This is a genomic window from Lysinibacillus sp. RU7, assembly GCF_057837305.1.
Map to the genome: position 1 here is coordinate 314,376 of NZ_JBYQFK010000001.1, position 14,072 is coordinate 328,447.

18 protein-coding genes are annotated in these 14,072 nt (G+C 37.5%); 16 read left to right on the forward strand and 2 right to left on the reverse strand.

All coding sequences use genetic code 11. The features are described from left to right. Positions 1-45 precede the first annotated feature (45 nt). From AC3II9_RS01690 to glnA, 4 genes are all read left to right on the forward strand, one after another. A complete protein-coding gene (locus AC3II9_RS01690) occupies positions 46-933 on the forward strand; it encodes a deoxyribonuclease IV (RefSeq protein WP_489152744.1) in 888 nt (295 codons plus the stop codon). Between the two features lie 186 nt (positions 934-1,119). Continuing rightward, positions 1,120-2,556: a D-alanyl-D-alanine carboxypeptidase/D-alanyl-D-alanine endopeptidase gene (gene dacB, locus AC3II9_RS01695; protein ID WP_489152745.1), complete on the forward strand. Its 1,437-nt coding sequence runs from the start codon at positions 1,120-1,122 to the stop codon at positions 2,554-2,556. 271 nt (positions 2,557-2,827) lie between these two features. Beyond that, complete coding sequence (locus AC3II9_RS01700) at positions 2,828-3,157, forward strand: MerR family transcriptional regulator (RefSeq protein ID WP_489152746.1); 330 nt, start codon at positions 2,828-2,830, stop codon at positions 3,155-3,157. Positions 3,158-3,183: 26 nt separating this feature from the next. After that, positions 3,184-4,539, forward strand: coding sequence for a type I glutamate--ammonia ligase (gene glnA, locus AC3II9_RS01705; RefSeq protein ID WP_489152747.1), 1,356 nt, complete (start codon positions 3,184-3,186; stop codon positions 4,537-4,539). Positions 4,540-4,571: 32 nt separating this feature from the next. Here glnA and AC3II9_RS01710 read toward each other — a convergent pair whose 3' ends face one another. After that, complete coding sequence (locus AC3II9_RS01710) at positions 4,572-4,808, reverse strand: hypothetical protein (RefSeq protein WP_489152748.1); 237 nt, start codon at positions 4,806-4,808, stop codon at positions 4,572-4,574. Between the two features lie 103 nt (positions 4,809-4,911). Here AC3II9_RS01710 and AC3II9_RS01715 point away from each other — a divergent pair, with 103 nt between their 5' ends. The 9 genes from AC3II9_RS01715 (at position 4,912) to AC3II9_RS01755 (ending at position 10,345) form a co-directional block, all read left to right on the forward strand. Continuing rightward, positions 4,912-5,658, forward strand: coding sequence for a metal ABC transporter ATP-binding protein (locus AC3II9_RS01715; protein ID WP_431029780.1), 747 nt, complete (start codon positions 4,912-4,914; stop codon positions 5,656-5,658). Positions 5,659-5,669: 11 nt separating this feature from the next. After that, positions 5,670-6,521, forward strand: a complete 852-nt coding sequence (locus tag AC3II9_RS01720; protein WP_431029781.1) for a metal ABC transporter permease — start codon at positions 5,670-5,672, stop codon at positions 6,519-6,521. A gap of 3 nt (positions 6,522-6,524) precedes the next feature. After that, entirely contained in the window at positions 6,525-6,935 is a 411-nt protein-coding gene (locus AC3II9_RS01725; RefSeq protein WP_489152749.1) for a Fur family transcriptional regulator, read from the forward strand. 96 nt (positions 6,936-7,031) lie between these two features. Further along, entirely contained in the window at positions 7,032-7,253 is a 222-nt protein-coding gene (locus AC3II9_RS01730; protein ID WP_431029783.1) for a phosphate-starvation-inducible protein PsiE, read from the forward strand. A gap of 75 nt (positions 7,254-7,328) precedes the next feature. Beyond that, the gene (locus AC3II9_RS01735; protein ID WP_489152750.1) at positions 7,329-7,859 is read left to right on the forward strand and encodes a bifunctional adenosylcobinamide kinase/adenosylcobinamide-phosphate guanylyltransferase; all 531 of its coding nucleotides are present in this window, start codon (positions 7,329-7,331) and stop codon (positions 7,857-7,859) included. After that, entirely contained in the window at positions 7,856-8,623 is a 768-nt protein-coding gene (gene cobS, locus AC3II9_RS01740; RefSeq protein ID WP_489152751.1) for an adenosylcobinamide-GDP ribazoletransferase, read from the forward strand. Before AC3II9_RS01735 ends, cobS begins: the two co-directional genes overlap by 4 nt. Next, complete coding sequence (locus AC3II9_RS01745; protein WP_489152752.1) at positions 8,596-9,177, forward strand: histidine phosphatase family protein; 582 nt, start codon at positions 8,596-8,598, stop codon at positions 9,175-9,177. The genes cobS and AC3II9_RS01745 overlap by 28 nt, the downstream gene beginning before the upstream one ends. Beyond that, on the forward strand, positions 9,117-9,509 hold the full coding sequence (locus AC3II9_RS01750) for a bifunctional adenosylcobinamide kinase/adenosylcobinamide-phosphate guanylyltransferase (RefSeq protein ID WP_489152753.1): 393 nt from the start codon (positions 9,117-9,119) through the stop codon (positions 9,507-9,509). The genes AC3II9_RS01745 and AC3II9_RS01750 overlap by 61 nt, the downstream gene beginning before the upstream one ends. Before the next feature lie 131 nt (positions 9,510-9,640). Further along, positions 9,641-10,345, forward strand: a complete 705-nt coding sequence (locus tag AC3II9_RS01755) for an O-linked GlcNAc transferase (protein ID WP_489152754.1) — start codon at positions 9,641-9,643, stop codon at positions 10,343-10,345. A 40-nt stretch (positions 10,346-10,385) separates the two neighbouring features. On the opposite strand, the gene AC3II9_RS01760 is transcribed toward AC3II9_RS01755, so the two are convergent. Beyond that, complete coding sequence (locus AC3II9_RS01760) at positions 10,386-11,123, reverse strand: tryptophan-rich sensory protein (RefSeq protein ID WP_489152755.1); 738 nt, start codon at positions 11,121-11,123, stop codon at positions 10,386-10,388. A 170-nt stretch (positions 11,124-11,293) separates the two neighbouring features. Here AC3II9_RS01760 and AC3II9_RS01765 point away from each other — a divergent pair, with 170 nt between their 5' ends. The 3 genes from AC3II9_RS01765 (at position 11,294) to AC3II9_RS01775 (ending at position 13,820) form a co-directional block, all read left to right on the forward strand. Next, entirely contained in the window at positions 11,294-11,857 is a 564-nt protein-coding gene (locus tag AC3II9_RS01765; protein WP_489152756.1) for a DNA helicase, read from the forward strand. A 14-nt stretch (positions 11,858-11,871) separates the two neighbouring features. Then, the gene (locus AC3II9_RS01770; protein WP_489152757.1) at positions 11,872-12,519 is read left to right on the forward strand and encodes an alpha/beta hydrolase; all 648 of its coding nucleotides are present in this window, start codon (positions 11,872-11,874) and stop codon (positions 12,517-12,519) included. A gap of 623 nt (positions 12,520-13,142) precedes the next feature. Beyond that, positions 13,143-13,820, forward strand: a complete 678-nt coding sequence (locus AC3II9_RS01775) for a hypothetical protein (RefSeq protein ID WP_489152758.1) — start codon at positions 13,143-13,145, stop codon at positions 13,818-13,820. Positions 13,821-14,072 lie beyond the last annotated feature (252 nt).

Consider the following 14,072-nt stretch of genomic DNA (forward strand, 5'->3'; position numbering starts at 1 on the left):
AGTCAGCGTGAACAACGCGACTTCTCTTATTTTGGAGGAGACGAGATGTTACTAGGTTCACATGTATCAATGAGCGGTAAAAAAATGTTACTTGGGGCGAGTGAGGAAGCACTTTCTTACGGTGCCAATACATTTATGATTTACACAGGTGCACCACAAAACACACGTCGTAAATCAATTGCAGAATTAAATATTATGAATGGCTTGCTGCATATGAAGGAGCATGGTATGGAAAAAATCGTCGTACATGCCCCGTATATTATTAATCTTGGTAATACAACAAAACCAGAAACATTCCGACTTGGTGTCGACTTCTTACAAGAAGAAATACACCGTACCGCAGCATTAGAGGCAACGCAAATTGTCCTCCATCCAGGTGCTCATGTTGGCGCTGGTGTAGATGCGGGAATCGCGAAAATTGTAGAAGGCTTAAATGAAGTATTATCACAAGATTATCCAGTACAAATCGCTCTAGAAACAATGGCAGGCAAAGGCTCTGAAATCGGCCGCACATTTGATGAGCTCGCGCGTATTATGGATGGCGTAACACATAATGAGCGTTTATCTGTGTGCTTAGATACGTGTCACGTGCATGACGCTGGTTATAATATTGTAGAAGACTTTGATGGTGTATTAAATGAGTTTGATCAAACGATTGGTCTTGACCGCTTAAAAGTCCTACATATTAACGATTCAAAAAATGTGTGTGGTGCTGCAAAAGACCGTCATGAAAATATTGGATTTGGTGAGATTGGTTTTGATGCACTCCAATATATCGTGCATCATCCGCAACTCATGCATGTACCGAAAATTTTAGAGACGCCATTTGTAGGACCAGATGCAAAAAATAAAAAAGCGCCATATAAAATGGAAATCGCGATGCTTCGTGATGGTACATTCCGTCCGGAAGAAATTGACGTATTACGCGCATAAGCAATAGTTCTTAGTAGATATTTATTAAGAAGCGAAGGGGGTATCAAGAAAGTTTTTGCTTTCTAGGTACTCCTCTTTTTTGTGTGGAGAAATTACGTGTCCACGAAAATACGTAAAAATATGTATTTTTGAACTGAATATGTAAAAACTATATACAAGTAATATAGAACATGGGGTGGGGATGAAATGAAGAAGGGTTTGATGACGCTATTATTGATGATTATAATTTTCCCGCTAGTTTGGCAACCTTCTCCAGCAAAGGCTTCGGTGAATATAAGCGATATGATCATGACAAGCTTAGGCGCCACAAATGCAGGTGTTTCGATCAGAGATAGTGAAACAGGTCAAATTTTATATCAATTTAATGGGAATACACCACGTAAGCCTGCTTCTACATTAAAATTACTAACGGGTGCTGCGACGCTTGCTCTTTTAGGTGAACAATACCGTTATCACACTTCACTATACATAGATGGCTCTATTTCGAAAGGGACATTAAATGGAAATGTATATATAAAGGGAAGTGGTGATCCGACGTTACAGTATGCACAACTACTCGCATTTGCGAATGCGCTAAAAAACAAAGGGATTACAAAAGTGAACGGAAATTTATATGGAGATGAACGCATTTTTTCTGGTTCACCATTAACACCAGGGATTGTAGCGGAGGATGAAAGGGACTATTATGCTGCCCGTACATCGGGTCTTGTATTATCACCTGATAATGACTTTGATGCGGGTACGATGATTGTACGAGTTGCAGGTGAAAAAGTCGGTCAAAAACCGTCTGTCTCATTTATACCAAGTACAATGGGGATGACGATTATAAATAATGCAAAAACGGCGAACAGTAGAAGTATGAATACAATTACCGTTTCGCGCAAGTATCGCACCGGTGAAGTCATTATTTCAGGAAATATACCGGCAGGCAAGTGGACGCAAGAATGGGTCACCGTAAATGATCCGACGATTAATACGGTATACGCGCTGAAAGAAGCGATGAAAACACAGGGGATTACGTTTGTTGAGACATCGGCTATTGATCGCGGGGAAGTTCCGAATAATGCTACTTTCATTACAACTCATAAATCACAGACGCTAAAAGAAATGTTTCCTACATTTATGAAGCTCAGTAATAATAGTATGGCCGATATCTTTGTGAAAACATTAGGGGCTGAAGTGCACGGAGTAGGGGATACACAAACGGGTGTCAATGTATTGCGTGAGTTTGGGCAAACAATTGGTCTTGATATGAGCAGTTGGACATTTGAAGATGGTTCAGGAATTTCGCATAACAACAAAGTTTCGCCTAATGATTTAACAGCGCTTCTTTATCATGTACGTGATATGGATGCATATCACACATATTATCAAGCATTACCGGTGGGTGGGAATAAGGAGCGTTTAACGGGTGGTTCTCTTCGGGATCGTTACACAAAAGCATCGACGAAGCTCCGTGTGGTGGCAAAAACGGGTGCTCTTACAGGCGTAAATACGTTAGCTGGTTATGTAAAAGCAAAATCAGGTAAAACGTATATTTTTTCTATTATGACAGAAAATCGATCTGCGCCTGCTATCGATGAAATTGACAAGGTTGTTTCACATCTTATCAATAAATATTAATAGGTAAAACGAGTGGTTTCTGTAAAGGGAATCACTTGTTTTTTTGTTGAAAATGTATTTGTGACAAAAATACGTCTAAAAGTAAAGCGCTTTACAATCAGTGACATAAAAATTGTGAGCGCTTCCATTGTTGTTGGAATAGTCTCCTTATTATTAATACCGAAACGAGATAAAAACGTTCGAAAATAGCTATGTTATAAAACCTAACATTTGATTGCAGGTAGAAATTACATGCTTTATCGTTAAACGTGTGAAAGGTGAGGTGAATTAAATGAATAAGGAAATAAGAAGAGCTATGCCGGTACTTCCAATCAGTACAGTTATGCAACTGACGAATTTAACCGCAAGACAAATCCGCTACTACGAAGAGCATCATTTAATTGAGCCGTTACGTACGGAGGCAAATCGTCGCATGTTTAGTCTCAACAATATTGATGAATTACTTGAAATTCAAGAGTTGCTAGAGCAAGGCATTAATATTGCAGGTATTAAAAAAGTATTTGCTTTAAAGAAAGAAGCAAATAAACGGACATTTCGTGGAGTCGATATTGAAGAATTAGATTTTCGTTCGATCGTGCAAGATGAAATACAACACTTATAATCTAATAGAATTGAGGAGATCAAATGATGATAGCTCAAGTTGAAACAAAGGCAAAATATACAAAAGAACAAATCAAACAGTTAGTTATTAAAAAGCAAGTAAAATTTATCCGCTTACAATTTACGGATATTTTAGGGACAATTAAAAACGTTGAAATCCCAGTAAGCCAATTAGATAAAGCGTTAGACAATAAAATGATGTTTGATGGTTCGTCTATCGAAGGTTTCGTACGTATTGAGGAATCGGATATGTACCTTCGTCCAGATTTAGATACATTTATGATTTTCCCGTGGACAGCAGAAAAAGGGAAGGTAGCTCGGCTCATTTGTGACATTGCTCGTCCAGATGGCACACCGTTCGAAGGAGACCCACGCTCAAACTTAAAGCGTGCATTAAAGAAAATGGAAGAGCTAGGGTTTACAAGTTTCAACCTAGGACCAGAGCCAGAGTTTTTCTTGTTTAAACTAGATGAAAAGGGAAATCCCACATTAGAGCTAAACGATGATGGCGGATATTTTGACTTAGCACCGACAGACCTTGGGGAAAATTGTCGTCGCGATATCGTATTAGAGCTTGAGGAAATGGGCTTTGAAATTGAGGCATCTCACCATGAAGTAGCACCAGGTCAGCATGAAATTGATTTCAAATATGCCAATGCAGTCGAAGCGTGTGACAACATTCAGACGTTTAAATTAGTTGTAAAAACAATTGCACGTAAACATGGTTTACACGCTACCTTTATGCCAAAACCGCTATTCGGTGTCAACGGTTCAGGAATGCATTTTAACTTATCTTTATTTAAAGAGGAAAACAATGCTTTCTTTGATGAACATGCAGAGTTACAATTATCCGACACTGCTCGTTCGTTCATGGCAGGTGTACTAAAGCATATACAGGGGTTTACAGCGGTTACAAATCCAACAGTAAACTCCTATAAACGTTTAGTACCAGGTTACGAGGCACCATGTTATGTAGCGTGGTCAGCACAAAACCGTTCACCGTTAATTCGTATTCCAGCATCTCGTGGGTTATCAACGCGTATTGAGCTACGTTCAGTAGACCCATCTGCGAATCCGTATTTAGCAATGGCCGTTATTTTAGAAGCAGGTCTTGATGGTGTAGTAAATCAATTAACGCCACCGGCACCAGTCAATCGCAACATTTATGTGATGAATGCCGAAGAGCGCAAACAACACGGTATCGATAATTTACCAGCTTCACTGGAGGAGGCGTTAAATGCACTAGCGCAAGATGAAGTGATAAAAGCAGCTTTAGGTGAACATATTTATGAAAACTTTAAAGAAGCAAAAGAAGTAGAGTGTGATATGTTCCGTACAACGGTCCATCAATGGGAACGCGATCAATATATGAAGATGTATTAATAACATGAAAGAGATGGCTTAGAGGCCATCTCTTATTTTAATCGATCCATTAGCTTTTTGTATTTCTCCGAGCCGACTACCTGCTCAGCATTTTTTAACACACCATCTGGAATCCCCATCAGGAGCCAAGCAGGGTTTGCTTCTGCAAATACGGTGCGCAATTTTTTTATCTCACTTTTGGATAGATCTACCTCGTATTGTAATAAATATTCCCTTACCGCGCTTTTCGAGCCATGCATTAAAAATTGAAATAATTCATGCTTTTTCAAATCCTCATCCTTTCAAGCGTAAAACCTTTACAAAGGGCGTCATTTCGCTTATACTAAAAAATTGTAAATCGTAATGATTTTGAATTGGAAAGAAGAGAAAGCTATGTCAAAAACAATCATTCAATTAAAAGATGTGTCATTTCAATATGACTATACGCAAGTGTTAAATAACATTTCGTTTCGTGTGCAAGAAGGAGATTTCCTTGCATTACTAGGTCCGAACGGCTCAGGGAAATCTACGCTATTAAAATTAATATTAGGTTTATTAAAGCCAATGACGGGTGAAATTGAGCTATTCGGTCATGCATCGAACAGCTTTAAACAGCGAGAATTAATCGGCTATGTTTCCCAAAAATCCAATGCGTTTAACTCCGGTTTTCCTGCTACAGTACAAGAAGTAGTCAAATCGGGGTTAGCCAAAAAAACAGGCTTATTTAAGCGGCTACCGAAAGACGCTGATGAACGAGTGTTCAATGCATTAAAAGCAGTAGGAATGGAGCAGTTCGCAAAGCGTAATATTGGGCAATTATCGGGCGGACAACAGCAGCGAGTATTTATTGCAAGAGCGCTTGTCGCCGAACCGAAGCTACTCATTTTAGATGAACCAACTGTTGGGATTGATCATGAAAATGTGCAGGCATTTTATGATATGCTGGCAAAGTTAAACGAGGAACAAAATATTACAATGATTTTAGTTACACATGATGTGGATACAGTGTCCAATCGCATTAGTCATGTGGCATGCTTAAATCAGAAGATTCATTTCCATGGCTATAAAAATGATTTTGACGCGATTAGTCAAGAAGAGCTTGATGCTTGGTACGGACACGCAGTTCGAAAGATTCACTAAGAGGTATGCATATGATTGAAGCACTATTGAAATATGAATTTTTACAAAATGCCTTTTTATCAGGTATGATTATCGGCATCATTGCACCACTTCTTGGTGTATTTATTGTTGTACGACGTTTGTCTTTAATTGCGGATGCTTTATCGCACGTCACATTAGCCGGTATTGCAGGGAGCTTATATTTAAGCCAATCATTTGTTGGGTTAGCAACATTAAATCCGATTTATTTTGGTATTGTTGCATCGGTGAGTGGCTCCATTTTAATTGAGCGATTACGCCGTTTGTATAAGCATTATGAAGAGCTGGCCATTCCGATTATTATGTCGGGTGGGCTTGGGATAAGTGCCATTTTTATCTCCCTGGCAAGTGGTTTTAATACAGACTTGATGAGTTATTTATTTGGTTCGGTTTCTGCTGTATCCAGGCAAGATTTATATGTTGTACTTGCTATTGCTGTTGTTGTTTTTATCTTTTTATTTACCTTTTTCAAGGAATTATTTGTGTTATCATTCGATGAAGAGTATGCAAAAGCGAGTGGTTTACCAGCAAAGTGGGTTCACTTTTTATTTATGCTAGTTGTGGCGCTTGTCATTGCTGCAAGTATGCGTATTGTAGGAATTTTACTTGTATCGAGTATGATGACATTGCCAGTAGCAGCGGCAATGCGTATTGCCAAAGGGTTTAAACAAGCTATTGTTTATGCTATTATTTTTGGTGAGTTAGCGGTCGTTGTAGGGTTAGTGAGTGCATTTTATTTAGATTTAGCACCGGGCGGAACGATTGTTGTCACATCAATTATCATTTTACTTGTGATTATTTTAGCCAAAAAGCTATTCGTACAATTTTCTACAAAAGGGGTGTAAGCAATGAATGTTACACGTGCTTGGGAAATTTTAAAAGAGAACGGGTATAAAAAAACAGATAAACGTGAACTCATTTTAAATATGTTTGCAGCGACAACAAAGTATTTAACGGCGCGTGATTTGCTGACGGTGTTAAAGCCACAGTTTCCAGGTATGAGTTTTGATACCATCTATCGTAATCTAGCGACGTTTGTAGAGTTGGGCATTTTAGATGAAACGGAGTTAAATGGAGAACGTAACTTCCGTATGCATTGTGAGTCTGATCATCATCATCATCACTTTATTTGTAAAGATTGTGGCGATGTGAAGCAATTATCGGTATGCCCGATGGATTTGTTGGGCGAGAAGTTGCCAGGCTATGAGATTGAGGCACATAAATTTGAAATTTACGGGAAATGTCCGAATTGTCAGTGAAATATTGTATGATTCAGATTATTTTCCAATAAAGTTGACCAAAATTCTTGTTGTTATGCTAAAATGATTATGCATAAATATTAGGAGGGTATCAACATGGCAAAGAAACCTAAATTAGGTCACATTACAGAGTCACGCCTACAAGAAGCGTTAGATGTTCGCGACCGTTTAATCATCGAAGTATTAGTAAAAGTTTTAGACGAGAAGCTAGTAATCGAGCGTCCAATTTTACGTGAACGTGTAACAAACTTTGTAGAGCTTGGCGACTATGATGATGAGTTAAAAGAAACTTTATACGCAATCATTAATAAGCTATAGTAGCTACATAATGAGAGGCTTCGATATCGGAGTCTCTTTTTTGTTGTTACTTTATGAAAAAAGGGGGCGTTATTGATGCCAGGACGTTGTGTGTTGATTTCAGGCGGTGTACGGAGTGGGAAAAGCGCCTTTGCTGAAAATTATATTATGCAATCTAAACAACAAAGACAAGCTGTTTACATTGCTTCGGGTGTAGCGTTTGATGATGAAATGAAAAAACGCATCGAACGCCACAAGCATGATCGTAGAAATGATGGGTGGATCACAATTGAAGTACCACATGACCTGCCAGCACGACTTAGCGAGTTTAACGATACACATATACTTTTATGGGATTGTATTACCACATGGTTAACAAATATTTTGGTCGAAAATTTGCCCGTAGAAGATATGGTGGAAAAGTTAAAAGAGCAGTTACATCATTGGCGAAAACGCGGTATGACAGTGGTAATTGTTTCGAATGAAGTGCTAGATGCAGGAATTTGTAAATATGAATTTACGGCGAATTATCAACGCCTTTTAGGACAATTAAATCAATGGCTCGTTGCATTTTGTGACGAGGCGTATGAATTAGACTACGGGTTTGTGAAGAGGTGGAAAGGTTGAAGCAAATCGTAATAGGCTATATGCTAGCATTACAATTTTTTACGGCGTTACCAATCAGAAAATCGTTTAATATGACGAACAAATCCGCAACGGTCATGTATAGTGCCATTCCGATAATTGGTTTAATGATGGGCGCTATTTTAGCGGGTTTTGTCACAATCAATGATCTATATTTTAGTTTATCACCGCTATTTACCGCTATTTTACTTGTTGTACTTCCTTTTGTGATGACAGGCGGCTTACATATGGATGGGGTTGTTGATACAGGGGATGCATTTTTTTCATATCGTGATCAGAAAAAGCGGCTAGAAATTTTAGACGATCCGCGTATCGGTGCGTTCGGTGCGATGACACTCGTTTTGTTTGTGTTATTAAAAGTCGGGATTTTTTATGAGTTATTATTGCGAGATGTTCCGCTATTATTCTTCATCTTCATGCCATTTATTGCGAGACAATCTGTGCTTTTAGTGTTTGTAACTACCAATACATCAAAAGAAACAGGGATTGCAAGCTACTTTAAAAAAACGGTCAATGAACGAGCAATTATGTGGAGCGCGGTTGTCTATATCGCTTTTATCTTCTTACTTGCACTCTTATTCAAGTTGCCTGTGCTAATCGGTTTATGTGTCGCGATGCTATTATTTACGCTTGTTTATCGGGCTTGGGCGAAACGAAATTTTGGTGGGATTTCAGGTGATTTACTCGGTACGATTTTTGAAGTGGGGGAATTGTTTTTATGGTTCGTACTATTGTGCATCTTATAAGACATGAGTTAACGGAGGCTAATATCGAACGACGTTATATTGGCTGGACAGATCAAGCGATTAGGCAAGCTGTACAGGCCACTTTACCGCTCCAGCCTACAGTGATATACGGGAGTGATTTAAAACGTTGTCAGCAAACAGCCGCTTGTTATTTTCCTAGTAGCTCGTTTATAGCGGATGAGCGGTTACGCGAGTTACATTTTGGCGATTTTGAAATGAAAACGTATGAAGACTTACAGCATGATGCATTGTATCGCGCATGGATTGATGAACCCTTTCAAGTGACGCCGCCAAATGGGGAGTCATTTAACGTATTTAAGGCGCGCGTGTTACATGCTTTTGAAGACATTGTCATCAAACAAAACGAATGTACATTTGTTATTCATGGCGGTGTGATCAAAATGATTTTAGCAACGTATTTACAACAGGGATTTCATGATATTCATGCGAAGCATAGAACGCTTTATACGTTAAGCTGGGAAGGAGAGAAGTCATGCATATCGTTATCGGAGGAGCCTATAATGGTAAACGAAAATACGTTTACGATCGAGTAGAAAAGCCGTATACAGAATTTGAAGGAATAATCCCAGATACATATTTTACGAAAGATGAAACGGTTATTATTTCGGGCTTTGAGCAACTCGTGATGGCATATCGGACATATGATGAATTGCAAGTAGCAGAAATCATTGTAACAAAGCTCAAAAAACTGGCGTGTGAAACAGACGTGATTTGTATTTGCAATGATCTTGGACGTGGGGTTGTCCCAATCGATAAAGAGGAACGCTTTATACGGGATGCTTGCGGTCGAGTATATCAAAAGTTGTTTCAGGAGGCACAATCAGTAACGCGCGTTTGGTACGGGTTGGGAGAACGTTTGAAATAATACCATTAGTACTTATGTCATTTATTATATGAAATTTTTCAACTATTAATTGTATTGTGACAACGGAGTTCGATAAGAAAGTAGGTCGTGGTATACTTACGCATAATAACATGAATAAAGGAGTTTAACTTATGCACGAAATGGAGCAGTATTTTTACAATGGGCAAGTGCATCTTAGTTTGCAAGCAGCAAAACAGGTCAAAGAGGATGCACCAGAAGCACAAACAGCGAAGCAACTAATTGCGCTATATGAACGTTACGGGGTGTCTACAATTCCTTGCTATAGCGAAAAGGGCAAGCAGTCTGTCGAGCGTGCAGATGAGACATACGCAGAAATGGATGAAGTAGCAGAAATTCGTGCGATACAAGATGAAGAAGCCTTTGGAAAACGCATTAAACAATTAGAACAAGTTGCAAAAGAGGGCACATCTGCTGAAAAAGCACAATCATTCTTTACGCAAGGTCAATTGTTTTTATACGCACACCATTATGATGAGAGTGTACATTGCTTTATGCAAGCTGTGAAGCATCATCCAAATAAAGCCGTTTATTATGGGATTGCCGCGCAAACGATGAATCGCTTTAGTTACCCGCCATTTGAGGTGTTAGGTTATTTAGAGCGTGCGATTGACTTAGATCCACAAAATGCACGTTGGTATTGGAATAAGGCACTTGTTTTAACGCAGCTTTACAAAGATCTGAAAAAAGATTTGTTTTTAGAAAATGCATTAATCACACTTGAACAAGCACAGGCGAATTGTAGCGAAGAACAAAAATCATTAAAAACGGCGATTGAAAACACATTTGAAAATATGCGTGAGTATGTATTTCAATAAAAACGAGGTAAAGTAGTTTTTTCTACTTTACCTGGTTTGTTTATACGGGTACTTTTTTGATTTTATTTTTTGATCGAAATGACATGACAAGTATCGCCGTGAGAATGGCAGCGGCGACAGCGTATGACGTCAAAACGATTCTCATATCACTATTTGCTACACCAATGCCGATAATAGCCCACACGAAAACGAGCGCAAAATATACGTCATTGGATACGTAAAGCCCAATGATCGCAAGAAGACCAGCAAATATAATGAGTATGATTGTAATCGTGACTTCATCCAGGGGGAACGTGACGTCGTAATATTTTAATGTAAAACTAATACTAGCAATTGTTGCGACTGAAACCCAACCTAAGTAAATGGAGAATGGTAACCGTCCACCAAGACTATTATTATCTTTAGGATAAGATACGTAAATCAAAATGAGTGTAATTAATAAGAGGATAATGATCACCGTTGAGAGAATAAAACGTTCATAATGAAAAGATATTATCCATCCGATATTTAAAAGACAACTTAAAATAAACAGATGTGCCACCTCATCTGAAACCGCTTTGTCTGATTGGCGGTTTATAAATGCGATGAGTAACCAGATAGCGAGTAATAAATAAATCAAGTTCCAAATAGAGAAAACATAGCCAGCAGGTGTGAAAAGAGAGTTCACACTACTTGAAATTTCTTGCATAGTTTTTCCGTTAATGGGCAATGTATTAGCTAGTACATTGACTGTAATCATTGCTATATAAGCAATGACCATCAAAATCCACTTTACCATAATATTTATGCTCCTTCCTTTAATAAATGGCTTATCTGTCCCTTTAAATAAGAAAATTTGGCTACCGTGCTTTGAACATCAAGAAAAAATAGATTAACAAGTGCCTAATTCGTCAATGAATGGTACGATAGGAAGTGCAAATGTAACAGTAAATAAGGGAAGTGAAATGGTTGGAAAATAAGGCGCAACAAGAAGTAAATCGCTACATAGAGACTGTCATGGCACAATTAACAAAACAAGCGAATACGGAGCAATTTGAGCATATTATGAAAGAAAATATTCAGACGAAGAAGGCGTCAGCAAAGGATGAACAAGATTATTTCGATCGTCTTATGCTAAATATTACGTATTTTGTGGAGAATAAAGCAGCATGGATGTCCATGATGCGTGATACCTTTGGCAAAGGGCTTGTACCACAGACAACCGCCATACAGAGTGAAGCTACGGCTCATCAAATGCGTATTCGTCAAGCGATTAGTGAAAAGATGGACGACTATACAAAATTATTTCATAGCCAATATAAAGCATTAAAGGTAACAGAAGAAGCTATTGTTTATGATTATGCTTATGCATCGGTAGAACATTCGTTACGTTTTGATTTTTTAATATATTTAACACTTCAAAAAGATATAAAGAACATATTTTCAGGCGATTTCGAGGAAACGCTGCGCATAGTTGATGGATATGTTGCATACTATGCCGATCAATGCGTCAATCAAATGGAATTGTTATAAGGGAGAGGATTATAATGCAATCACCATATACTTTTGTGCATAAAGCACCAGCTGTAACAGATGAAAAAAGACCAGCAATTTTTCTATTACATGGTTTAGGTAGTAATGAACATGATTTACTACAGCTAGTAGGGGAATTAGAAAGCAGTTGTCATATTTTTAGCTTACAAGGACCAATCAAGCATACGCCTGGTTATGCATTTTATACGTTTGAAGAAGAGGGCTTCCCAACACGTGACATATTTGATAAAGTGATTCAATTTACGCAAGCATTTATTTTTGAAGCGATTCAAGAATTTAATTTAGATGTGGAAAAAATTTATGTCGTTGGGTTCAACCAAGGGGCGGTGGTCGCGCAAACATTAGCTTTAATCATGGGCAGTGCGATTCGCGGGACAGTTGCTTTATCAGGATATCTACCAGAGTTTGTTGCAGTGGAGTACAATAAATTGCCAATGGATAAATCGAAAATCTTTATTTCACACGGCGAATATGATTATGTATTCCCATTTGTATGGGGCGAGGGAAGCGCAACCTTCTTTAAAGATTTTGGGGCTGATGTGACGTTTAAAGCATACCCAGATGGACATGGCGTGACAGCGGAAAATATACAAGACCTTGTCGCATTTATCGCAGGGGATTTAACGACTATAGTAAATTAAGCGATGTGTTAAACAAGATGAAAATTCAAGTGTATTGATTTCCCTTTTATTCTTATTAAAGAAAGCATTGGGCCACGTTGATTTCCGTAGGCACGGCTTCAACTCATTTATTTAGGTTCGTGCTTTTCCTACAGAAGTCCAGGCGCCTCTGCTCTAATCAACATAGCGGATTCACTTATTATTTATGTGTAATAAAGTGTAAAAAAAGATGAGCTTATCGTTTTGTAACCCGTTCAGTTGTCTGGTACAAAACACAAAATAAACATACGATTGGGCTGTTGATTAGCATACTTTTCAGCAGCCCATTTTTTATTGATATGGAGCAATTCTTACTGAATTTATACCATTCTCAACATAGTAATTAGCAGACAAATTAACAACATGACAATGTTTATTGTAAGTTGAAAAAACAGTGCTAATTAGTTTGCTAATCGTCATGTCAAAATAGGAAAAATAAATGGAATATACGTTTGAATTTCCATGTCTGAAAACTTATATAGCAATATTTATAAAATCATCGTATAGTATAAAAATGTTAAATTTTAGGTTGTTTTAAGTGACGTGCAGTTTTGTTGAATTAACAAATCAGGATACTATCTTTAATTTACCAGGAGATGAAAGTAATGATATTGTTTGACAAAAAAGTGATTTTAATTATAGTTTTATTTATGTTAGGGATACTCTATCTTCCCAACATAATCACTGATTTATTTTACTTCTTACTATATGAAATAACAAATCCCATCACCGTTACCTATACATCAGAATTTTCCGGGCTTCCTTTTATAGTAGCGTTATTTTGCTTTACTCCATATATGCTTCTGCTTAAATTCGGAAAGTTTACAGAGTTCGGCAGAAAGTTTCTGTTTTATGGAAGCCTTATTGGTCTTTTGATAGGCGTAGCAAATCTATCAATCTACACTACTACAACGCAAAATGGTATAATGAAACATTATTACCTTATGAGTAAAGAATATCAATGGGAAAATGTTAAATATGCATATACTTATGTAGATAAACAAACAAATAGTGGCGTTAATAGAGAATCTACTGTTATAACAAAAAAATACGAATTACATTTTAAAGACGGTTCAAAGATAAACGTTTGGGATAACGATATAGACCATTTGTATAACTTACATGTATTACTTGAACAAAAGAACATAACAAGAAAGCATTCTACACCTTATTATCTGATAGATAGAAGAATATATTCTATTGTCAAGGGAGATAATCAAAAAATAAGAGAAGTATTAGGTTTGAATGAGATAATAACCCGAGAGGAAAATATTATTGATTAACTGGTTGATTTAGCCAGCATTTTTTATTGTAGTTTTAAACTACTGCTGTTGAACTAAAGAGGGCTTTTGTTGAAGATTCTAACTTCGAAATAAATTAGAAAAGGGGGGGTGTCCAGAAAGTTTTTACTTTCTGGACACCCCCTTTACTCCTTAATAATGATCCATTAAGAAATATGGTTCTATAATAAATGTTGGGGTTTTCATACAATTTATGAAAAATAAAATGCACAACATCACCTGTTTTACTATACT

Excerpts from the sequence above, each read along its gene's own strand:
- AC3II9_RS01690 (WP_489152744.1), top strand. The coding sequence starts at position 46 with ATGTTACTAGGTTCACATGTATCAATGAGCGGTAAAAAAATGTTACTT.
- dacB (WP_489152745.1), top strand. The coding sequence starts at position 1,120 with ATGAAGAAGGGTTTGATGACGCTATTATTGATGATTATAATTTTCCCG.
- AC3II9_RS01700 (WP_489152746.1), top strand. The coding sequence starts at position 2,828 with ATGAATAAGGAAATAAGAAGAGCTATGCCGGTACTTCCAATCAGTACA.
- glnA (WP_489152747.1), top strand. The coding sequence starts at position 3,184 with ATGATAGCTCAAGTTGAAACAAAGGCAAAATATACAAAAGAACAAATC.
- AC3II9_RS01715 (WP_431029780.1), top strand. The coding sequence starts at position 4,912 with ATGTCAAAAACAATCATTCAATTAAAAGATGTGTCATTTCAATATGAC.
- AC3II9_RS01720 (WP_431029781.1), top strand. The coding sequence starts at position 5,670 with ATGATTGAAGCACTATTGAAATATGAATTTTTACAAAATGCCTTTTTA.
- AC3II9_RS01725 (WP_489152749.1), top strand. The coding sequence starts at position 6,525 with ATGAATGTTACACGTGCTTGGGAAATTTTAAAAGAGAACGGGTATAAA.
- AC3II9_RS01730 (WP_431029783.1), top strand. The coding sequence starts at position 7,032 with ATGGCAAAGAAACCTAAATTAGGTCACATTACAGAGTCACGCCTACAA.
- AC3II9_RS01735 (WP_489152750.1), top strand. The coding sequence starts at position 7,329 with ATGCCAGGACGTTGTGTGTTGATTTCAGGCGGTGTACGGAGTGGGAAA.
- AC3II9_RS01745 (WP_489152752.1), top strand. The coding sequence starts at position 8,596 with ATGGTTCGTACTATTGTGCATCTTATAAGACATGAGTTAACGGAGGCT.
- AC3II9_RS01750 (WP_489152753.1), top strand. The coding sequence starts at position 9,117 with ATGCATATCGTTATCGGAGGAGCCTATAATGGTAAACGAAAATACGTT.
- AC3II9_RS01755 (WP_489152754.1), top strand. The coding sequence starts at position 9,641 with ATGCACGAAATGGAGCAGTATTTTTACAATGGGCAAGTGCATCTTAGT.
- AC3II9_RS01760 (WP_489152755.1), bottom strand. The coding sequence starts at position 11,123 with ATGGTAAAGTGGATTTTGATGGTCATTGCTTATATAGCAATGATTACA.
- AC3II9_RS01770 (WP_489152757.1), top strand. The coding sequence starts at position 11,872 with ATGCAATCACCATATACTTTTGTGCATAAAGCACCAGCTGTAACAGAT.
- AC3II9_RS01775 (WP_489152758.1), top strand. The coding sequence starts at position 13,143 with ATGATATTGTTTGACAAAAAAGTGATTTTAATTATAGTTTTATTTATG.